Origin of the sequence: Thalassovita mangrovi (assembly GCF_009857745.1) — a bacterium.
In the GTDB taxonomy this organism is placed as follows: Bacteria; Pseudomonadota; Alphaproteobacteria; order Rhodobacterales; family Rhodobacteraceae; genus Thalassobius; species Thalassobius mangrovi.
The window spans coordinates 741,908-762,960 of record NZ_WWEN01000002.1; the positions used below are offsets into that span (position 1 = coordinate 741,908).

General features: G+C 64.1%; 19 protein-coding genes and 1 riboswitch. Of the genes, 4 read left to right on the forward strand and 15 right to left on the reverse strand.

Annotated features, from left to right (window positions below):
* Nucleotides 1–13 precede the first annotated feature (13 nt).
* The 6 genes from GR167_RS05360 to GR167_RS05385 all read right to left on the reverse strand — a co-directional run bounded on the left by GR167_RS05360 (nt 14) and on the right by GR167_RS05385 (nt 8,279).
* A complete protein-coding gene (locus GR167_RS05360; RefSeq protein ID WP_160972396.1) occupies nt 14–922 on the reverse strand; it encodes a dihydroneopterin aldolase in 909 nt (302 codons plus the stop codon).
* 117 nt (nt 923–1,039) lie between these two features.
* Complete coding sequence (locus GR167_RS05365) at nt 1,040–1,606, reverse strand: cell wall hydrolase (protein WP_160972397.1); 567 nt, start codon at nt 1,604–1,606, stop codon at nt 1,040–1,042.
* Nucleotides 1,607–1,807: 201 nt separating this feature from the next.
* Nucleotides 1,808–4,375: a pyruvate, phosphate dikinase gene (gene ppdK / locus GR167_RS05370; protein WP_160972398.1), complete on the reverse strand. Its 2,568-nt coding sequence runs from the start codon at nt 4,373–4,375 to the stop codon at nt 1,808–1,810.
* A 130-nt stretch (nt 4,376–4,505) separates the two neighbouring features.
* Complete coding sequence (gene glyS / locus GR167_RS05375) at nt 4,506–6,761, reverse strand: glycine--tRNA ligase subunit beta (RefSeq protein WP_160972399.1); 2,256 nt, start codon at nt 6,759–6,761, stop codon at nt 4,506–4,508.
* A 1-nt stretch (nt 6,762) separates the two neighbouring features.
* On the reverse strand, nt 6,763–7,290 hold the full coding sequence (locus GR167_RS05380) for a DUF6446 family protein (protein ID WP_212769833.1): 528 nt from the start codon (nt 7,288–7,290) through the stop codon (nt 6,763–6,765).
* On the reverse strand, nt 7,290–8,279 hold the full coding sequence (locus GR167_RS05385) for a glycine--tRNA ligase subunit alpha (protein WP_160972400.1): 990 nt from the start codon (nt 8,277–8,279) through the stop codon (nt 7,290–7,292). Before GR167_RS05385 ends, GR167_RS05380 begins: the two co-directional genes overlap by 1 nt.
* A gap of 290 nt (nt 8,280–8,569) precedes the next feature.
* Between GR167_RS05385 and GR167_RS05390 the strand changes: the two genes are divergently transcribed.
* The gene (locus GR167_RS05390) at nt 8,570–10,213 is read left to right on the forward strand and encodes a serine protease (RefSeq protein ID WP_306419553.1); all 1,644 of its coding nucleotides are present in this window, start codon (nt 8,570–8,572) and stop codon (nt 10,211–10,213) included.
* A gap of 79 nt (nt 10,214–10,292) precedes the next feature.
* On the opposite strand, the gene GR167_RS05395 is transcribed toward GR167_RS05390, so the two are convergent.
* Complete coding sequence (locus GR167_RS05395) at nt 10,293–11,741, reverse strand: TrkH family potassium uptake protein (protein ID WP_160972402.1); 1,449 nt, start codon at nt 11,739–11,741, stop codon at nt 10,293–10,295.
* 194 nt (nt 11,742–11,935) lie between these two features.
* Here GR167_RS05395 and GR167_RS05400 point away from each other — a divergent pair, with 194 nt between their 5' ends.
* A complete protein-coding gene (locus GR167_RS05400; protein WP_160972403.1) occupies nt 11,936–12,532 on the forward strand; it encodes a LysE family translocator in 597 nt (198 codons plus the stop codon).
* Between the two features lie 92 nt (nt 12,533–12,624).
* Here the strand turns inward: GR167_RS05400 and GR167_RS05405 are convergent, their stop codons facing one another.
* From GR167_RS05405 to GR167_RS05420, 4 genes are all read right to left on the reverse strand, one after another.
* A complete protein-coding gene (locus tag GR167_RS05405) occupies nt 12,625–12,840 on the reverse strand; it encodes a hypothetical protein (RefSeq protein WP_160972404.1) in 216 nt (71 codons plus the stop codon).
* 155 nt (nt 12,841–12,995) lie between these two features.
* Entirely contained in the window at nt 12,996–13,343 is a 348-nt protein-coding gene (locus GR167_RS05410) for a hypothetical protein (protein ID WP_160972405.1), read from the reverse strand.
* A 194-nt stretch (nt 13,344–13,537) separates the two neighbouring features.
* A complete protein-coding gene (gene folE2, locus GR167_RS05415) occupies nt 13,538–14,638 on the reverse strand; it encodes a GTP cyclohydrolase FolE2 (RefSeq protein ID WP_160972406.1) in 1,101 nt (366 codons plus the stop codon).
* Nucleotides 14,639–14,768: 130 nt separating this feature from the next.
* Nucleotides 14,769–15,950 carry an aminotransferase class I/II-fold pyridoxal phosphate-dependent enzyme gene (locus GR167_RS05420; protein WP_160972407.1) on the reverse strand — a complete coding sequence of 394 codons (1,182 nt, stop codon included), beginning with the start codon at nt 15,948–15,950 and terminating at the stop codon, nt 14,769–14,771.
* Nucleotides 15,951–16,010: 60 nt separating this feature from the next.
* Nucleotides 16,011–16,087, reverse strand: a riboswitch (SAM riboswitch).
* Between the two features lie 117 nt (nt 16,088–16,204).
* Between GR167_RS05420 and GR167_RS05425 the strand changes: the two genes are divergently transcribed.
* Complete coding sequence (locus GR167_RS05425; RefSeq protein ID WP_160972408.1) at nt 16,205–17,146, forward strand: DUF726 domain-containing protein; 942 nt, start codon at nt 16,205–16,207, stop codon at nt 17,144–17,146.
* Nucleotides 17,147–17,172: 26 nt separating this feature from the next.
* Nucleotides 17,173–17,880, forward strand: a complete 708-nt coding sequence (locus GR167_RS05430) for a glutathione S-transferase family protein (protein ID WP_160972409.1) — start codon at nt 17,173–17,175, stop codon at nt 17,878–17,880.
* A gap of 23 nt (nt 17,881–17,903) precedes the next feature.
* Here GR167_RS05430 and GR167_RS05435 read toward each other — a convergent pair whose 3' ends face one another.
* Genes GR167_RS05435 through ftsY form a run of 4 tightly spaced genes read right to left on the reverse strand, consistent with a single transcriptional unit; the run spans nt 17,904 to nt 21,052 of the window.
* Nucleotides 17,904–18,512 (reverse strand): inner membrane-spanning protein YciB, encoded by a 609-nt coding sequence (locus GR167_RS05435; RefSeq protein ID WP_160972410.1) that lies wholly within the window; start codon nt 18,510–18,512, stop codon nt 17,904–17,906.
* 11 nt (nt 18,513–18,523) lie between these two features.
* Nucleotides 18,524–19,426, reverse strand: coding sequence for an EamA family transporter (locus GR167_RS05440; protein ID WP_160972411.1), 903 nt, complete (start codon nt 19,424–19,426; stop codon nt 18,524–18,526).
* Nucleotides 19,423–19,860 carry a hypothetical protein gene (locus tag GR167_RS05445; protein WP_160972412.1) on the reverse strand — a complete coding sequence of 146 codons (438 nt, stop codon included), beginning with the start codon at nt 19,858–19,860 and terminating at the stop codon, nt 19,423–19,425. The genes GR167_RS05440 and GR167_RS05445 overlap by 4 nt, the downstream gene beginning before the upstream one ends.
* Nucleotides 19,853–21,052, reverse strand: a complete 1,200-nt coding sequence (gene ftsY / locus GR167_RS05450; RefSeq protein ID WP_160972413.1) for a signal recognition particle-docking protein FtsY — start codon at nt 21,050–21,052, stop codon at nt 19,853–19,855. The genes GR167_RS05445 and ftsY overlap by 8 nt, the downstream gene beginning before the upstream one ends.
* Nucleotide 21,053 lies beyond the last annotated feature (1 nt).

A 21,053-nucleotide genomic window follows, 5' to 3' on the forward strand; every position in this document is an offset into this window, starting at 1 on the left:
CCGATGGCAAGGCTCAGAGAACCTTCACATCCGCCGCCACCGCGCGCAGCGGCAGGTCGGGCGCGTCGGGCAGGTCTTCACCGATCACCAGCATATCGGCGGCCTGCATTTCGCGGGCGAACCACAACACCAGCGCCAGGCCCTCGCCCGAGGGCCCATCGACCGCATCGAGCACGATCTTCGACGGCGCCCAGACGCTGATCTGGTCGTTCTTCATCGACCAGTCCAGTTCGGTGCGCGAATTCACCACCACGCAGCGCTTGTCGCGCGCCGCCAGCACCCAGGCGTTCTGTTCGATCGCCAGCAGGTCGATGCGGCGCTGCGCCATCGGATGTTCGGCAACGGGAGCCGCGACATCGGGCGCACCGACACAGAGGATGGTGGGGCGATGTTCGGCTTTCAGTTGGTCGATCCAACCGCCCAGCAGCGGCGAACGGATCGCGGCGTTTGACAGGTAGACGACCTGCGGATGCGGGTGATCTTCCGCCAGCGGTGCGGTTTCGGGTGCGCGGGAACGGACGATTTCCACCCCCAGGGCGCCGGGGCCACGATCGAGCTTTTCGATCCGCACGAAGACCCGTTCGGCCTGCGGTTCCATCAGGATGCGCTGCGCGATCCGGTCGGCCAGGGTTTCCAGCAGGTTCAGCCGCTCGGCGGCCAGTTCATGGGAAATTGCCTCGGTCACCTTGTCATAGGACAGGATGCGATCGACGTCGTCATCCACCGGCCCGGTCAGCGGCCGCACCTCGACCACGACGTTGAAGCAGATCCGCTGGGTGGTGCCGCGTTCGGCCTGGAAGGCGCCGATTTCCACGTCGACGATGTGATCGCGCAGCGAAATCCGGTCCAGCGGACCTTCGGGCGCGGTGCCTTCGGACCGTGCCGAGGGGTGGGCAAAGGCCCATTCGATTTCATGGCTCATCGCGATCTCCGGTCAGCGGGCGTCGGTTCGGGCCGACCCTAATCGGCCCCTTCCCTAGACCACATCCGCCCTGCGGCACAAGACCGGCGAAATGCGTCACCGGCGGCACAAAACCGGTCAGTTCTGCGAAATCTGGGTCTGCGGGCGATAGAAGTGGTGCACACCGATCGTCGCGGTGCGTGCGAATTTGCGCGACCAGCGCGGACTGACCGCCTTGGTGTGGTAATAGGTGGCGCCGTCGGTCAGTTCGCGCGGCGCGCCGCCGACCATCAGCTTGGCCACCTTGCCGACCTGTTCATAGGCGTCGTGTTCGGCGATGACTTCCTTGTAGCCGTCGCAGGTATAGGTGAACTGGCACTGGTATTTGCGCCCGGTGCCCTGATGCACCACGCCGCAGACGGTGTCGGGAAACTGCGGGCTGTCGACGCGGTTCAAGATCACCTCGGCCACGGCGAACTGGCCCTTGACGCTTTCGCCGCGCGCTTCGAAATACAGCGCCTCGGACAGGCATTGCCATTCTTCGCCGCCCTTGGCTTCGGGCAGCCCCTCAAGGAAGCCGCGGGTATAGGCGATCTTGGTCTTTTTCTTCGACGGGTTGAACAGGTTGTCCAGCTTCTCCCCGCGCAAGCCGAACAGACCACGCTTTTCCTGCTTCAGCACCTGATCGACCTGGGTGTCTGCCATTGCCGGAACCGCAAAAGCGGCCGCCAAGAGAAATGCCAAAATTTTACGCATGCTTCCGTTCTCCTTGCTGCGAAGACCCTGCCGGGCCCGCGAACAGACGGTCACATATTAAAATTCCATACTTTAGTCTAGCCGCCGCCAGGAAAGCCGCCACGCTAAAGCAACAGCTTTCGCAAAACAAGTCTAAAAATTATGAATTATTTATAAATCTTTCAGCGGCTTATCCGGAGTCGCGCCGATTTTTTCGAGAACGGCCAGTTGAGCGGCCGCCAGCCGAGCGACCGGCACCCGGAACGGCGAACAGGACACGTAATTGAACCCTGCGGCGCGGCAGAAGGCGATTGATTCGGGGCTGCCGCCATGTTCACCACAAATCGACAGCACCAGGTCGGGCCGCGCCTTGCGGCCGCGTTCTGCCCCGATTTGCAGCAATTCGCCCACCCCGTCGGTATCCAGGTCGTGGAACGGATCTTCGGGGAAAACGCCCTTCTGCACATAGGTCGACATGAACCGGCCCGCATCGTCGCGCGACAAGCCATAAGTCATCTGGGTCAAGTCGTTGGTGCCGAAGGACAGGAAGGCCGCGTGCGGCGCGATTTCGCCCGCCCGCAGGGCGGCGCGCGGCGTTTCCACCATCACCCCAAGGCGATAGGTGAAATCGCGGCCCTTTTCGGTGCGCACGGCGGCGGCGACCGCATCGACCCGGGTCTTGACCAGCTCGACCTCGCGCTTGGCGCTGACCAGCGGGATCATGATTTCCGGCACCACCGGGTCGCCGTCGCGGCTGGCCTCGATTGTGGCTTCGAAGATCGCGCGCGCCTGCATGTCGTAGATTTCCGGCACCGTGATGCCCAGCCGCACGCCGCGCATCCCCAGCATCGGGTTGTATTCGCTCAGCTGCTCGACCCGGCGGGTAACGTCCGACAAAGGCAGGTCCAGCGCCTCGGCCAGTTCGCGGTGACCGGCGCGGTCATGCGGCAGGAATTCGTGCAGCGGCGGGTCGAACAGGCGGATGCAGACCGGTTGCCCCTGCATGATCCGGAACAGTTCGATGAAATCCGCCCGCTGCATCGGCAGCAGCCGTTCCAGCGCCGCCTCGCGGTCCTTGGCGGTGTCGGCGAAGATCATTTCGCGCATCACTGTCAGCCGGTCGCCCTCGAAGAACATGTGTTCGGTCCGGCACAGCCCGATCCCCTGTGCCTTGAAATTGCGGGCGACCTGGGCATCGGCGGGGGTGTCGGCATTGGCCCGCACCCCGATATCGCGCACCTCGTCGGCCCAGGTCATCAGGGTCTGGAACGCATCGTCCTGCGCCGCCTTGATCAACGGCGGTTCACCCGCCAGGACCTCGCCATTGGTGCCGTCGATGGTGATCACGTCGCCCGCATGCAATTCCCGCCCGTCGGGGGTTTTCAGCATCTTGCGGCGCAGATGGAACTTGATCGACGAGGCGCCCACCACGCAAGGCAGGCCCATGCCGCGCCCGATCACCGCGGCGTGGCTGGTCATGCCGCCGCGTTCGGTCAGCACGGCGGCGGCGGCGTGCATGCCGCGGATATCCTCGGGGCTGGTTTCGCGGCGCACCAGAACGCAAGGCTCGCCGCGCGCGGCGCTGGCCTGGGCTTCGGCGGCGGAAAACACGATACGGCCGCTGGCGGCGCCGGGGCTGGCGGCGATACCCTTGGCCAGAACGTCGCGCGGCGCGTCCGGATCGACCTGGCGGTGCAGCAATTCGTTGATGGCGCGGGGATCGACCCGGGTCAGCGCCTCTTCGCGCGGGATGATGCCATCATTGGCCAGCGACACCGCGATGCGGATCGCGGCATGGGCGCTGCGCGCCACCCGCACCCCGTCGAGAACGTGCAGATTGCCGTTCTCGATGGTGAATTCGGTCTGCATTTCCTCGCGCAGCCGCACCCGCATCAGCCGGGTGTATTCGATCAGCTGCTCGAAGGCTTCCGGCGCCAGTTCCTGCAACGACGGCCCGCGCGGGTCGCGTTCCAGATACAGCGCCGCCGAGCGCCGCGCCAGCGCATCGCGCCCCTGCGATTGCGACAGGTAACGACCGGTAATCTTTCGTTCGCCGGTCTTGGAATTGACCAGCTGGATCACCCCGGACCCGCATTCGCCCTTGCCCATGCTGGGGGCCATTTCCTGCACCACCAACCCGAGCCCGGCATCGGCCGGCGCGCCCTTGGCCTGGCGCAACAGCCGCGCGGTGGTGCCGCTCCAGGCCCGCGCCATGGAACGCAGCACTTCCAGCAGCTGCACCGCCGGGTCCTGCGGGAACTCCTCTTCGGTTTCCTCCTCATAGGCGCGCAGCACCTCGGTCAGGCAATCGGGGTCGTCCTGGTTGATGTGGTCGAACATGTCCGGATCGAGCCGCGCCACGTGGATCGCATAGGCCTGCACGAAGCGCAGATACATCGCGGTGGCGGCCTCGCGGCCCAGCTGATCGCACAGATCGACGAAGCGCGCGTCGTTGATGCCGATATTCAGCACCGCCCCCGGCCCGCCCCAATCGGGATCTTCCGACGACGGCCGGACGCAGAGCAAAGCCGCATCGTCGAACGGTTCCATCAGCGCCGCCATGTCCGGGGTTTCCCCCGCTGCGATCCGCTTCACCTCGTCGAAGCTCAGCGCCACTGTCTTGGGCACCGGCAGGTCCAGACGGACCAGCCGCTGAAGACATTTCGCACGCCCGCCATGCGTGGCGGGGCTGACCGGCGCGGTCGGGGTGATATAGGTGATATCCGGATCTTGCTGCACTGCGGCACCCTTCGTTGGTATGCCGCAGAATACGCCTGACGCGTGCCGTGGCAAGCCCGACCTTAATATAAGCAGCAAGAAAGGCGGCCGGAAACCGACCGCCTTTCTTGCTGACTTCACGTCAGTGGTTTCAGCCTTCGACCCGGGTCAGATCGGCGACACCCAAGCAGATCTGCCGGATGCGCGCCAGCAGGTTCAGCCGGTTGCGGCGTACCACGTCGTTGTCGGTATTCACCTGCACCGTATCGAAGAATTCGTCGATCGGGGCGCGCAGCGCCGCCATCGCGGCCATAACCGCTTCGAAATCTTCCGCCTGCATCGCCGGGGCGATGGCGGTTTCGGCGCTGTCCAGCGCAGCGAACAGCGCCTTTTCCACCTCGGTTTCGGCGAATTTCACATCCGCCCCGAAACTGTATTCGACGCCATCCTTTTCCTCGGCCTGGGTCAGGATGTTGTTGGCCCGCTTGAAGCCCTGCAGCAGGTTTTCACCGTCATCGGTTTTCAGGAAGCCGCCCAGGGCATGGGCACGCTTGACCAGCAGGGTCAGGTCGTCGCTGCCTGCCATGTCGAGACAGGCGTCGATCACGTCGTGACGCAGGCCTTCGTCGCGCAGATAGACCTTGAGCCGGTCATGCAGGAAGGCCAGCAGATCGGTGGACAGGTCCGGCAGCGCGTCGCCCACGGTGCGCAGCAGCGACCCTTCGCCGGTGTCGGGCGCGCCGTCCTTGCCTTCGAGCCGTTCGATCACGGCACGGAAAGCGGCGCCGAACACGCCGTGTTCGGCGATTTCGTCCAGCGTTTCTTCCAGCGCCTCGATCTCGCCCTCGCTGGCGCCCATGTGGTTCAGGTTGATCTTGTGCTTCAGCAGTTGGCTATCGATGAACCGGTCCAGGTGCACGCGGATGTCACCGGCCAGCACGATACGGATCACGCCCAAAGCAGCCCGACGCAGCGCGAAGGGGTCCTTCGATCCGGTTGGTTTTTCGTCGATCGCCCAGAACCCGGTCAGCGTGTCGAGCTTGTCGGCCAGCGCCACCACCTTGGACACGTCGCCCGCCGGCACGTCGTCGGACGGGCCCAGCGGCGAATAATGTTCTTCGCAGGCTGCGGCCACTTCGGCCGGAAGCCCCGCCGCTTCAGCGTAATAACGCCCCATCAACCCCTGCAATTCGGGGAATTCATAGACCATTTCGGACGACAGGTCGGCCTTGGCCACCCGTGCCGCCTGTTCCGCCAGATCCGCCTCGACCCCCAGCACCGGGGCGATTTCGCGCGCCAGCGCCGCGATCCGGTCGATCCGCGCGGCCTGGGTGCCCAGTTTGTTGTGGAAGGTCACGTTGGCCAGCTGGTCGGTCCACTGATGCATCCCCGCCTTGGCGACGCGCAGATCGTTTTCCCAGAAGAATTTCGCATCCGACAACCGCGCCGACAGCACCTTCTGGTTGCCCGCCAGGATGGTCGCGCCGTGGTCAGAAGTTTCGCGGTTCGCCACGGTGATGAAGCGTTCGATCCGCCCGGTCTTGGGGTTTTTCACCGAGAAGAATTTCTGGTGTTCCTTCATCGAGGTCTGCAGCACCTCGGGAGGCAGGTCGAGGAATTCGGCCCCGATTTCGCCCACCAGCACCACCGGCCATTCGACCAGACCCGACACCTCGGCCAGCAATCCGCGGTCCTCGACCACTTCCAGCCCGCAGGCGAAGGCCTGGTTGGTGGCGTCCTGCCAGATGTGATCGGCGCGTTCGCTTGCGTCCAGAATCACCCGGTCGCGTTTCAGCTTGGCGGCGTAATCGTCGAACCCGTTGACCGGGAAGCGGCCCGCACCCATGAAACGGTGGCCTTCGGTCATGTTGCCGGATTTGATGCCGTCGACATCCATCGGCACCACTTCGGCCTCGCCTGCGTCATTGGTCAGGATGCACAGGATCGAATGCAGCGGCCGCACCCACCGCAGGGAACCGGTGCCCCACCGCATGGATTTCGGCCAGGGGAAGTTGCGGATCGCGTCTTCCAGCACCTCGGCCACGATTTCCGACGCCGGACGGCCCGGTTTTTCGATCACGGCAAAGAACACCTTGCCCTTCTTGTCGTCGCGTTCCTCCAGTTGGTCGCGGGTCACGCCCGCGCCGCGCAGGAAACCCTCGATCGCCTTTTCCGGCGCATCGGTGCGCGGCCCCTTGCGTTCCTCGCGCACGGTCGGGCTTTTGTCCAGCAGCCCCTCGATCGCCAGCGCCAGGCGGCGCGGGGTCGAAAAGGCGGCGGCGCCAGCATAGGTCAGGCCCGCCTCGACCAACCCGTCGGTCACGCGTTTCTTCAGGTCTTCGGCCGCCCGCGCCTGCATCCGGGCGGGGATTTCTTCCGAAAAGAGTTCGATCAGCAAATCGGGCATGTCAGTAGCCTTCCGGGGGAGTGGGGCAATCTGCGGGGGCGGGTTCGCCGTCGAACACGACCGCGCCGCAGTGGTTGATCTGGTGCCAGACATAGCCGCGCCCGTCCTGGGTCACGGCGACAACGCGGTCGACACCGTATTGGATGTTGCGCTGACCGGCGAAGGCCAGCGCCGTGCCGTTTTCCAGCTGCGCGCCAAGCGCCTTGGCGTCGAAGCAATCGAACCAGCCCGGCGCGACCAGCGGCTCGGCACCGTCATAGGCTTCATAGGTTTCGGTCAGCATCGCCTGGCTCATCTGGGTGGTGAAACAGGCGCGGTAGCGGATGGGCGAGCTGTTGGAATCGATCGCCTCGAAATCCGCGTAAAGGATCGGTTCGGGCAGGCCGGTCACCAGCGACGTGATCCGCACGTCATCGGTGCCCGAGGCCGCGACCTCGTCGTAATAGGCGTAGACCTGAAGGTAATACATGGCCACGCCGGCCACCAATGCCGTTACCACGATAAACCCCGCGAGCAGTTTTCCGATCATCAGAACTTTCCAAAATCCGGGTTGTCGGCGTAGGCTTTTGCCAGGTCTTCCCCTTCTTTCTCTTCCGTATATCCCCCGGCTTCGGTCTGCACGAAGGCATCGGCGCATTTCTTGGCCAGCGCCCGGACCCGGCCGATATAGGCCTGCCGCTCGGTGACCGAAATCACCCCGCGCGCATCGAGCAGGTTGAACAGGTGCGATGCCTTGATGCACTGGTCATAGGCCGGATGCGCCATCACGATGCGCTTGCCGGTCTTGGGATCGACGAAAGGATGATCGAGGATCGCCTCGCATTCCGCCTCGGCCTCTTCGAAATGCTTCAGCAGCACATCGGTATTGGCGACGTCGAAATTCCAGCGGCTGTATTCTTCTTCGGTCTGGCGGAAGATGTCGCCATAGGTCAGCGCGATTTCCGTCTGCGGATCGTTATAGGGCATTTCCATCACGTGATCGATGCCCAGAACATACATCGCCAGACGTTCCAGACCGTAGGTCAGCTCGCCCGAAACCGGGTGGCAGTCGTGGCCGCCGACCTGCTGGAAATAGGTGAACTGCGACACTTCCATCCCGTCGCACCAGACTTCCCAGCCCAGGCCCCAGGCGCCCAGCGTCGGGGATTCCCAGTCATCCTCGACGAAGCGGATGTCGTGCATGTCCATGTCGATGCCGATCGCCGCCAGCGACCCCAGGTACAGGTCCTGCAGATCCGGCGGGCTGGGTTTGATCAGCACCTGGTATTGGTAATAGTGCTGCAGCCGGTTGGGATTTTCGCCATAGCGCCCGTCGGTCGGGCGGCGCGACGGCTGCACATAGGCCGCGGCCCAGGATTTCGACCCCAGCGAACGCAGCGTGGTGGCCGGGTGGAAGGTGCCCGCGCCGACCTCCATGTCATATGGCTGCATCACGGCGCAGCCCTTGCCGGCCCAGTAATTCTGAAGCCTCAGGATGATCTCCTGGAAACTGCGCGGTTTGCTGATCTGTTCTGCCATGATCGCTGCCCTGCCGGCCCTTTTGGTGTCGCTGTGGTGTCGCTTGAAATCGCTGGCCCTAACTACGGCCCACACACGGCGGGGTCAATTGCACCTTGGCGCATATTTTGGGTGCAACCCCCTGTGATTTTGATAAAACAAAAGCTGAGGTGAGGATACCGCGACAGGTAAGGATTGTACCGCTTATGATGAAATTATTGGTTTCGCTCTTTTTTGCAGTGACGATGATGGCCCGTGCGGCCGTCGCCCAGCAGGATTTGGTCTGGGTTCAAATCGAAGCACAACCGAATTTGGCCACCGCGCAGGACCGGATACGCGATTACGCCGCGTCGCTGGAAGACGTGAACGGTTTCTCGATGCCCGGCGGCTGGTACGCGATCACGCTCGGCCCCTACGGGCGCGCCGATGCCGAACAGGTTCTCGACGTGCTGCGCGCCGAGGGCAAGATCCCGCAAGACAGCTACATCGCCTTCGCGTCGAACTACCAGCGGCAATTCTGGCCGGTGGGAAGCGACATGCTGGCCCAGGCCGAGGCGGTCACCCCGCCGCAGGACACCATGCAGGAAACCGTCCAGATCGAGGAACCGATTCAGCCCTCGATCGTTCAGCTGCCCGATGAAAGCCCCGCCGAGGCGCGCCGCAGCGAAGCGGCACTGAGCAAGGAAGAACGCATGCAGCTGCAGGAAATGCTGCAATGGGCGGGGTTCTACGACTCGGCCATCGACGGCGCCTTCGGCCGCGGCACCCGCGCGTCGATGTCGTCCTGGCAGGAAGCCTACGGCTACGAAGCCACCGGCGTTCTGACCACCCGCCAGCGCGCCGAACTGGCCCGTCAGTACAACGCGGTGCTGGAAGGCATGGACATGCAGATGGTGCGCGACCGCGAGGCGGGCATCGACATGAAACTGCCGATGGGTGTGGTCGCGTTCAGCCGTTACGAGGCCCCGTTCGCCCATTACGACGCCACCGGCGACATCCCTGCCAAGGTGGTGCTGATCAGCCAGGCGGGCGATCAGAAGACGCTGTTCGGGCTTTACGACATCATGCAGACGCTGGAAATCGTGCCGCTCGACGGTCCGCGCCAGCGCAAGGATGACAGTTTCATGCTGATCGGCGAAAGCGCCAGCATGGTGTCGCATACCCAGGTCAGCCTGAAAGACGGGCAGATCAAGGGCTTCACCCTGGTCTGGCCCGCCGGGGACGAGGAACGCCGCAAGCGTATCCTTGGCCAGATGCAGGAAAGCTTCACCCGCACCTCGCGCGTGATGAGCCCCGCCGCCGGCGGCGAGGCCGAGCAAAGCGTCGACCTGCTGTCGGGGCTGGAAATCCGCAAGCCGCGCGTGTCGCGCTCGGGCTTCTTCGTCGACAGCAGCGGCACCGTGGTCACCACGATCGAAGCGGTGCAGCAATGCAGCCGGATCACCCTGGAAGACGGGATCGAGGCCGAAATCGCAGGCCAGAACGACGCGCTTGGCGTGGCGGTGCTGAAACCCAAAACGGCGCTGGCGCCGGTGCAGGTGGCCGAACTGCAGCTGGCCGACCCGCGGCTACAATCGGATGTGGCCGTGGCGGGCTATTCCTATGGCGGCATCCTGGGCGCGCCGACGCTGACCTATGGCACCCTGGCCGATCTGCGCGGGCTGTCGGGCGAAGAGGAACTGGCGCGGCTGACCCTGACCGCCCTGCCCGGCGATGTCGGCGGCCCGGTCTTCGACGCTGGCGGCGCGGTGATGGGGATGCTGCTGCCCAAGGCTGCGGGCGGCAAGCAACTGCCCGAAGATGTCAGCTTCGTGCTGGACGCGGCCAGCATCGGCGGCCTGCTGTCGGAACTGGGCCTGACGCCCACCGCCACCGACACGCTGGATCAAATGGACCCCGAGGACCTGACCGACAAGGCCAGCGGCATGACCGTTCTGGTCAATTGCTGGGAATGATCCAAGCGACAATCTAGAGAGACGAAACCGGCGCTGCGGCGCCGGTTTTTCTTTGCCCGGCGCTCAGCCCGGCCCGGGATCAGGCCCGCCAGAACGCCACGGTCAGCATCGCGTAGACCGCCAGCAGCTCCAGCCGCCCGATCAGCATCGCCCCCGACAGCAGCCATTTGGCGCCGTCGTTCAGTTCGGAAAAATTGCCCGCCGGCCCGATCGTATCGCCCAAGCCCGGCCCGATATTGGCCAGTGCCGAGGCCGCGCCGGACACCGAGGTGATGAAATCCAGCCCCGTCATTGCCAGCCCCACCGACACCAGTCCCAGCGTCACCATGAAGAACACGAAGAACGACATCACCGAATTCAGCACGTCGTCGTCGATCTTGCGCCCGGCATAGCGCGGCACGAACATGCCGCTGGGCGAACGGGTCTTGCGCAGCTGCGCCCGGATCGAGGCCAGCAGGATCTGGTAGCGGAAGATCTTCACCGAACAGGCGGTCGACCCCGCGCAGCCACCGATCAGCCCGGTGAAGAAGAACAGCGTGATCAGCAGGTTGCCCCAGCCCATGTAATCGGCGCTGGCATAGCCGGTGCCGGTGATGATCGAGGTGATGTTGAACACCGCCTCGCGGAAGGATTTTTCCCAGTGATGCGGGAACACCGCCAGCAGCACGACGGTGGTGAAGCCGATCAGCACGGCGATGACCAACAGGAAGCCATAGACCTGCCGGTCCTTCAGCAGCGCGGTGCGGTGGCCGTTGACCATCTGCACGTAGCGCACGAAGGGCAGCGCGGCCAGCACCATGAAGACGGCGGCGACATATTCCAGCGGCCCCGAAAACGCCGCGAAGGACGCATCGCGGGTGGAAAACCCGCCGGTGGAAATGGTGGTCAGCGCATGCACCGTGGCATCAAAGGTTTCCATCCCCAGCCCCATATAGGTCAGCAGGCACAGCGCCGTCAGCGCCACGTAGATCACCGAAATCTGCGACGCGATCTCGGTCGCGCGGGGCAGGATCTTGCCCATCGTGTCGAAGCTTTCGGAACGGAAGATCTGCATCCCGCCCACCCGCAATTCGGGCAGGAACACCATCGCCACCACGATGATGCCGATGCCGCCCAGCCATTGCAGGATGCCGCGCCACAAAAGCAACCCCTTGGGCATCGTGTCGAGCCCGGTGAGAACGGTGGCCCCGGTGGTGGTCAGCCCCGACATCGCCTCGAAAAACGCATCCACCGGGCGGGCGTCGGTTTCGCCCAGCATGAAGGGCAGCGCGCCGAACATCGGCAGGGCCAGCCAGACGCCGGTGGTCAGGATGAAGGTCTGCTGGATCGACAGCCCCTCGCGGGTGCCGTTCTGGCAGGCCAGCGCGATCAGCCCGCCGGTCAGCACCGTCAGCAAAGCGCTTTCCGCGAAGTTGCGCCAGTGGTCGCGGCCTTCGGCGATATCGACCAGCATCGGCGGCAGCATGGTCAATCCAAGCGCCGCCACCAGCAGGCCGATCACATATCCGACGGGTCTCAGATCAAACATGACAGCAGCGATGGCGTGGGCGGGCCGGGCTGTCAAGCCGTCTTGGCCCGCGCCACCCGGGGCGGGATGGGCGCGCCCCTGCGACACAGCGCCAACCGATGCATCTGCATGCAATGAACCGGTTTGCGCAGGAAACGGATCGGCACAAGGCGACACCAGTGGCTACACCGGCGAAAGACCATCCGAGGTATGCCATGATCGACCTGACGGTTGCTTTGATCGTTTTCCTGTTCCCCCTCGCCTACAGCCCCGGGCCGGGGAACATGTTCTTCGCCGCCAACGGCGCCCGCTTCGGCCTGCGCGCAACCCTGCCCGCCCATGTAGGCTATCATATCGCGACCTGGATCATCACCGTTGCCATCGGGCTGGGCTTCGCCGCTGCACTGGAACGGTTTCCGGCGGTCTTCGTCTGGCTCAAATGGGCCGGCTCCGCCTATGTGCTGTATCTCGCCTGGCGGTTCTTCCGCGCCGGGGCGATCGAGGCGGACGGTGCCGCGCGACCGGCCAGTTTCGCCGACGGGGTGATCCTGCTGGTGCTCAATCCCAAGGCCTATGCGATCATCATCCTGATGTTTTCGCAGTTCCTGGACCTGACGCGGCCGCAGGGCATCGCCGTGGTGGGCTGGATCGCCACCGTCTTCACGCTCAACAACCTGGTGGCGTTCCTGACATGGACCGCGATCGGCAACCGGATCGCGGCTTTGTTTCGAAGCCAGACCAGCGCGCGCCGGCTCAACACCGGTTTCGGCCTGATCCTGGCCGGGGTTGCGCTATGGATGATGTCGGGCTGAGCGGAGCCGCAACCGGCCCCTGAAATGCTAAAACCCGCGCCATACCGGATGGCGCGGGTTTTAAATAAGGTCGGATCGGGTATCTGATCCGATCAGATATAGAACATGTCGCGGAACACGTAGCGGGTGATGTCGTCGCGCTTCAGGCCCATTGCGGCCAGTTCTGCGTCACTCTTCGCTTCCAGCTTCTGGACCTGATCGATACGCGATTTGCGGTTCATGTAGTTGTTGAGCCCGGTCGCGATGCCTGCCCAAAAACCTTCGTTGCGGCCAGCTAGGCCATGAATATTCGTTGCTTGCGTTGCCATTTTGGAACCCTCGTTTGCTTCAATGGTTCCTCCCCTTGGCACTCAATATAGGTAAACCTAGCTGACATGACTATTTCCGTTTCTGAATAGCGGCCCTGCATCTGCTGCAACGCAGAAAAATTCCCCCGCAAAATGCGGCAGTGCAGAAATTCCGCTCAGACCGGCATATTGTTCGTCGCCTCGCCTTCTTCGGTCGCGCTGGCTTGGCTTGCCGGTTCGGGCATGGCCGGCGGGGCCGAGGGCTTGCGCGTCTTGCGTGCCCGCGTGGCGCTGGCTTTCGTCGCCCCGCGCGACCGGCTCGCGGGTTTCGTGGCCTTGCGGGCGGTGGCGGTTGCCTGCGCCGGCGCCGCTTCGGCCTCGTCTTCGTCCTGCGCCATACCGGCCAGCGGGGCCATCGCCATTTGCGTCAGCGTCTTCATCATCTGCGTCTGAAATTCCAGCCCGAGCGACGTCAGGCGGAACATGGCGACCGACATTTGATAGGGATTCATGACATGGATCATCTTCTATCCTCTCTGGAACAAAGCGTGTGACTTGGGAATCCGCCTATCAGGCTTGCGTTACGGCAAGATGAAGGCGTTTTCCCCCAAGTCTGCGCGACCAAACGGGCCCCGGCCAAACGATTCCGCCCGCCAAAAGGGCGCGCGGACGCCCCGACACGCCTTTTTGCATGCAATTTAGGCGCTCACGCGCGCGATCAGCCGACGTGGTAGAGCGTGTTGAACAGTTTCGGATCGATGCTTTCAGACGAAAACGTGTCGCCCTCGGTCAGGATGGACACCGCGTCATGGCTGTGCAGGCTTTCCTGATGGCTGGCCACGATGCGGAAATCGCCGACGCGCGGATCGTCTTCCAATTGCTGCGCGAACAGCCGCGTGGCATCCTCGACGAAGATCGGGTTGGCCGCGTTCAGCTCGGCAAAGGCCTGTTCGTCCTCGCGCTTGACCATCACCTGGGTTTCGGTCGGCACCGCGGTGCGCGCCATGTCGATCAGGTCTTCGAACCACAGGATCGCGCCCGGCCGCGCCTCGACCGAAATCCGCGCCACGGACCGCTGCGAATGCGGCGTCGCCAGCTGGCCGCGGAACTGCCGCGCGTGTTCGCTGAGTTCCAGCGAACAGGGGCAGGTCGAGGAATAGACGTAATCGAGATGCATGATCTTTTTCCGCGTCCCGGCGGTTTCGATCAGTTCCAGCGCGATGTCGTAATACTGGAAACCTTCCAGCCCAGACCGCAGCGACGGCAGCTTCACCGGATAGGAAAACCGCATCTGGATACGCGCGTCGAAACTGTCCAGGTCGGCCTTGTAATCTTCCAGCGCCGCGTCGATCACCTCGAAGCTGAAGGTCTTTTCGGCGTGCTTGTAGAAGGACCGCATGATGCGGGACATGTTGATGCCCTTCTTTTCCGCTTCCAGGCTGACGGTGCCGGTGACGCTGGTTTCCAGCGTCAGGTCCGACGCGTCGCGCCGGTGGAACCGGATCGGCAGGCGGAAATTGGAAATGCCGACATGCTGGATCACCCGCTTGGCGCCGCGGATCAGGCTGGCCGGGCCGTTCTGCAGATCGGGCAGGCTGTCCTTGTACTCGCCGTCGACCTCGAATTCCTCGGGATATTCGCGCCGCAGCGCCGGGTAATTTGCCAAAACGGCATCCGGCAGCAGCCGCGAAATCGCCGGATCGAGATCGGCGATTTCCTCGGGCGTGGCCTGTACGGCCCAATCCCGCAACCGGGCCAGGGCCTCTTCCGCCTCTTTCCGGCGGGTCATGGCATCGATTTCAGCGGTATGGACATTCATTTTGCCCCTCCTGCGCATGCTGGTCGCATTGCTAATTTAGGACCGAAACCGGGGATTTCCAAATCCCGACGTTTTTTACCGGAAAAACGCATTCCGGGACACGCGACCCCGGAAACGCGCATCGCCCCGCTTACGCCTTGTCCAGCGCCTGTTTCAGGTCCGCGATCAGGTCCTCGGGGTCTTCCAGCCCGACCGAGAACCGCACCAGTCCGTCGGAAATGCCCAAGGTGTCCTTCTGCTCCTGCGGCAGGCGCTGATGGGTGGTGGTGGCGGGATGGGTGGCGATCGACTTGGCATCGGCGAAGTTGTTGGAAATCGTCACGATCTCCAACGCGTTGAGGAAGCGGAAACAGGCCGCCTTGCCGCCCTTTACCTCGAAGGTCACGACGGTGCCGCCCGCCGGGGCCTGGCGCCGCGCCAGCTCATGCTGCGGATGGGCCGCATGGGTCGGGTAGCGCACGGCGTTCAGCTTGGCATGGCCCGACAGCGCCTCGGCGATCTGTTCGGCCGCCGCCGCCTGCGCCCGCACCCGCAGTTCCAGCGTTTCCAGCGCCTTCAGATGGGTCCAGGCGGTGAACGGGTTCATCGCCCCGCCGGTATGCTTGATATAGGTCTCGATCGGTCCGCGGATCAGCTCCTTCGAGCCGCAGATCACACCGCCCAGCATCCGCCCCTGCCCGTCCACATGCTTGGTGGTCGACACGATGGAAATGTCGGCACCGCAGGCCCGGGCATAGGAAAACACCGGCGTCGCCATCGCGTCGTCGACCAGCACCAGCGCGCCATTGGCATGGGCCAGGTCGCAGACATGTTTCAGGTCGATCACTTCCAGCGTCGGGTTGGAAATCGATTCCAGGAACACCAGACGCGTGTCGGGCCGGATCGCTGCCGCCCAAGCTTCGTTGTCGGTGCCATCGACCAGCGTCACCTCGACCCCGAAGCGGCCAAGGATGTCTTCGAGAATATACAGGCACGACCCGAACAGCGCCCGCGCCGCGACGACGTGATCGCCCGATTTCAGCAAAGCGGTCAGCGCGCCGTTCACCGCCGCCATGCCGGATGCGCAGGCAAAGGCATCCTCGTATCCCAGGTAGCCGGAAATCCGGTCCTCGAACATCGCCATGGTCGGGTTGCCGTAGCGGGCATAGATGAATTCATCCTCGCCCGCCTTCTGGAACCGCGCCTCGGCCTGTTCAGCCGTGTCGTAGACGAAGCCCTGCGTCAGGAAAATCGCCTCGCTCACCTCGTTATACTGGCTGCGGCGGGTGCCGCCATGGACCAGCTCGGTGCGCTTTTTCCAACCATCGCTCATCTGTCATCCTCCGGCGCCTGTCGCGCCAAATAAAAAAGCCCCGTCGCGGTCAAGCGAAAGGGGCCTTTCATCCTGACCTTTTAGCGGAATGTTTAACGTGGCCCGCAATCCGGTAACAAATCGCCACATGCGCCCGCTGATACGCCTCTGCGCATGGTCCGTCAACCGTCACCATTCTGTAACCCGGCATTCACACGGGCTTTGCAGGCTTGGCCTAAACAAGCCGCATCGAGCAGAAGTAGAGGGTTCGGGGAATGCCCATTCTACGGATCAACGCGACCGATACCGGGCCACGGCTGCACGGCGCCGGGTACAGGCTGCAACCGGTACTGCAAGACCTCGCTCAGGGGACCGGCCCGGTCATCGTGATGGTGCACGGGTTCAAATTCGCGCCGGGTGCCGATGACGACTGCCCGCACCGGCATATCCTGTCGCTGACCCCCGCCGTCGCCTGCTGGAAGGCGCAAAGCTGGCCCGCCGGGCTGGGCTTTGGCCGCGGCGCGCACGACGAGGGCCTGGGCATCGCCTTCGGCTGGCAGGGCACCGGCACGATCTGGCAGGCTTATCGCCGCGCCGCGCAGGCGGGCGAGGCGCTGGCCGAGGTGATCGCCACCCTGCGCCACCACGCCCCGGACCGGCCGATCCACGCCATCGCCCATTCGATGGGCGCGCGGGTGGTGCTTTCGGCGCTGACCCACCTGCCCGCGCACAGCGTGAACCGGATGCTGCTGCTGGGCGGCGCGGAATACCATTCGACCGCGCTGGCGGCGATGACCACGCCGGCCGGGCGCAGCGCCGAGTTGATCAACGTGACCAGCCGGGAAAACGACCTGTACGATTTCCTGCTTGAACGGCTGGTGGCCCGGCCGGAGCGCGGCGACACCACGCTGGGGGCAAAGGCGCCGGGCACCTGCAACACGCTGACGCTGCAACTGGACGATCCCGCCACGCTGATGACCTTCGCCCGGCGCGGGGTCCAAGTCGCGCCGCCCGAACGCCGCGTCTGCCACTGGTCCTTCTACCTGCGCGACGGGGCGTTCGGGCTGTACAGCGCGCTGCTGCGCGACGCGCATGCCTTCCCGCTGGGCGCCTTGCAGGCGATGCTGCCCGAAACCCCAAGCCGCCGCTGGTCACGGCTTTTTGCCCTGCCCGATCTTGCCCTGCCCTTGCCACTGGCCGGGAAAGCCCCATCATGAGTGCGATCTGACAAGGAACGCGCGACATGACCGACCCGATCGAACTTTATTACTGGCCGACGCCGAACGGCTGGAAAATCACCATCGCCCTCGAGGAGATGGAGCTGCCCTATAACCTGCACCTGGTGAATATCGGCGCGGGCGAACAATTCGACCCCGAATTCCTGAAAATCGCCCCCAACAACCGGATGCCCGCGATCGTCGATCCCGACGGACCCGGCGGCGACCCGATTTCGATCTTCGAATCCGGCGCGATCCTGCAATACCTGGCGCGCAAGACCGGCCGGTTTTACGGCGAAACCGAACGCGACCGGGTGGCGGTGGATCAGTGGCTGATGTGGCAGATGGGCGGGGTCGGCCCGATGGCGGGACAGGCGCATCATTTCCTGAAATACGCACCCTCGATGGAACCGCCCAACGACCTGCCCTATGCCAAGGACCGGTACAGGAACGAGGTCGCCCGGCTCTACCGGGTGCTGGATACGCAATTGGGCAAGCATGAATACGCGGCGGGGGATTTCTATTCCATCGCTGACATGGCGATCTGGCCCTGGGCGTCGCTGTGGGAAGGCCAGCAGCAGACCCTGGACGACAAGCCCAACCTGAAGCGTTGGCTGGATCAGCTGAGCGCACGGCCGGGCGTTCAGAAAGGCCGCGCCGTGGCCGCCGAAAAACGCGCCAAGCTGCAGGACAACAAGGACGCGCAGAAGGTGCTGTTCGGGCAGAAGGGTTGAGAGAGGGGGCCGAATTCGCCCCCTTACCCCTCGTCGTCCTCTTTGCTGACGCCGTATTTGCGGAACACCGATCCCTGGCTCATGAAGAACAGGAACACCGCCGCGGTCAGCCCGAAGGTCTTGAAATAGACCCAAGCCTCTTCGCTCTGGGTGCGCCAGATGAATTCGTTGAGTACTGCAAGGCCGAGGAAGAAAACCACCAGCCGCCGGGTCAGCACCAGCCAGCCTTCCTTGCTCAACGGCAGATGCGCGTCCATCAGCGACTCGAGATAGCTGTGCCCGCGCAGCAGCCCGAACCCCAAGGCCCCGGCGAAGAACAGGTAGATCAGCGTCGGCTTCATCTTGAAGAAGCGGGGATCGTTCAGCCAGACCGACAGCCCGCCGAACACCACCACCAGCACCAGCGTCACCACCTGCATCTTCGACAGATGCCCGGTCAGCCGCCACAGCGCCAGCGTGCTGAGGATCATCAGCGGCACGAACCCGGCCGTCACCGCGATGAAGCCTTCGTATTCGGTGCCGCCGAAGGTGAACACCCGGTCCTTCAGCAGAATATAGGCCGCGAAGAACGCCACGATGGGCCCGTATTCCAGACCCGATTTCAGCAGCGGATTGATCGTCTTTTCAGCCATGGTGCCTCCTGTCAGCCTCCTACCTCAACTATGACCGCGCCCGCCGCGATCAAGCCCATCAGCGCGATCCGGCGCGGGCCCACGGTTTCCTTCAGCACCAGCCAGCCGATCAGCGCCGCGAAAACGGTCGAGGTTTCTCTCAGAACAGCAGCCTCGCCCACCTTGTCAAGCCGCGTGGCCAGCATGATCGACCCGAAGCTGAGAAACGCCACCACCGCCCCCACGACGCCGCGCGCCATCAGGGGCCCCAGGCTGGGCCGGTTCGCCATGCCGCGCCAGCGCAGCGCCGCGATGGGCGGCATCACCAGCCCGTCGAACAGAAAAAACCAGGCCAGGAAGGTGAACGGATCGGCGGTGGCGCGGATGCCATAGGCGTCGTAGGTGGTGTAGCAGGCCACGAAAAGCCCGGTCGCCACCGCCAGCATCAGCGCGATGACCAGCGTGTCGCGGTTCAGTTCCAGATAGATCAGGTTATAGACCGCCAGCCCGAAAATCCCCGCCAGCAGCACCGCCACCCCCAGCCATTGCACACCTGTAAAGGTTTCCCCGAACAGCATATAGGCGCCGATGACGGCGAAAAGCGGCCCCGTGCCGCGCACCACCGGATAGACGACCGTATAGGCACCCTTGGAATAGGCGAAGGCCTGCAGGAATTTGTACGTCGTATGGATGACGAAGGCGGTGGCGAAGATCGGCCACATATGCGGCTCGGGCCAGGGCACAACGAACAAGGCGAAGGGCGCGGCCATCGCCGCATAGCTGAAATCGATCGCACCGCGCGACATCCAGGGATCGTGCCGCCCCTTCTGCAGCGCGCCGAACACCGCATGCAGGAACGCCGCCGACAGGGCCAGGATCAGGGCCAACTGATGACCGGCCTCGGTACCTTCCAGCCCGGTCAGCCAGGCGGTCATATCACCCGCGGTTCGAACTGGCCCCTGGCGATGTCGCGCAGCCTTTCGACGCGCTCGGAAATGTCGATTTCGCTGCCGTCATGGGCCAGGACGGTGGTGCCGCCCTCGGCCTCTTCGGCATAACCGTCGATCAGCACCGAAATCATCGACGAGATCACGAAGTCGCTGCGATAGGCGCGCAGCAGGCAGAAATCCTGAATCCGAGGCAGGGCGTTTTCGCGCTCCGCGTCCCAGATCAGCCGCCCGGCGCCGACCACTTCGTCGCCATCGGTGACGATGCATTCGGAATAGAGAATCCGGTCATCGGTCCAGTTGTCGTCGCCGAGATAGGGATAGCTCAGCCGCGAGGTTTCCATCACCTCGTCCACGGCCGCATGGACCGCCACGATATCCCAACCGTATTCGTTTCTCAGTGTGTCGTGAATCTCAATCATCAAGACCAGTCAGCGCCTTTGCAAATTCTTCAGGGTCAAAGGCTTGCAGATCGTCGATCTGCTCGCCCACGCCGATCGCATGGATCGGCAGGCCGAACTTGTCGGCCAGCGCCACCAGCACGCCGCCCTTGGCGGTGCCGTCGAGCTTGGTCATCACCAGGCCCGATACATCGGCCAGTTTCTGGAACGTCTCGACCTGGCTCAGCGCGTTCTGGCCGGTGGTCGCGTCCAGCACCAGCAGCGTGTTGTGCGGCGCGGTTTCGTCTTTCTTGCGGATCACCCGCACGATCTTGGCGAGTTCCTCCATCAGGTCGGCGCGGTTCTGCAGCCGCCCGGCGGTGTCGATCAGCAAAAGGTCTGCGCCCTCGGCCTCGGCCTTGGTCATCGCGTCGAAGGCGAGGCTGGCCGGGTCAGATCCTTCCGGCGCGGTCAGCACCGGAACCCCGGCGCGGTCGCCCCAGACCTGCAATTGTTCGACCGCGGCGGCGCGGAACGTGTCACCGGCGGCGATCACCACCGATTTGCCCGCCGCCTTGAACTGGCTGGCCAGCTTGCCGATGGTGGTGGTCTTACCCGATCCGTTGACACCGACGACCAAAACCACCTGCGGTTTCTTGGGGTAGATCGGCAGCGGTTTCGCCACGTTTTCCATGATCCGGGTGATTTCGTCGGACAAGAGCCGCTTGATTTCCTCGACCGACAATTTGCGGCCGAAACGGCCCTCGGCGATATTGGCGGTGACGCGCAGCGCGGTGTCGACCCCCATGTCCGAGGCGATCAGCAGCTCCTCAAGCTGCTCCAGCATGTCGTCGTCGAGCACCCGGCGGACGACCGGCTTGGCCTCCTTGCGGCCCATGATCCGGCCCAGCAAGCCGGGCTTGGCCGCCGGTTGCGGTGTTTCCACGACCGGCTCAGACTTGGCGGGTTCGGGTGTGGGTTCAGGCTCGACCGGCTCGGGCGCGGCGGGGGCCGCTTCCGGTTCCGGCTCGGCTTCCACTGCGGGCGCAGGCTCCGGTTCAGCATCAGGCTTGGGGGCCGGTTCAGGCGCGGCAGGCTCGGGCGCAGTGACCTCTTCGGGTTCCGCGACGGTCTCTTCGACCTCGCCACCTTCCTCGACGATGGAATCCAGCCCCTCCTCGATCCGGGACGAGGATTTGGTCAGCCGCTGCTTGAGTTTTCCAAAGAAGGACATG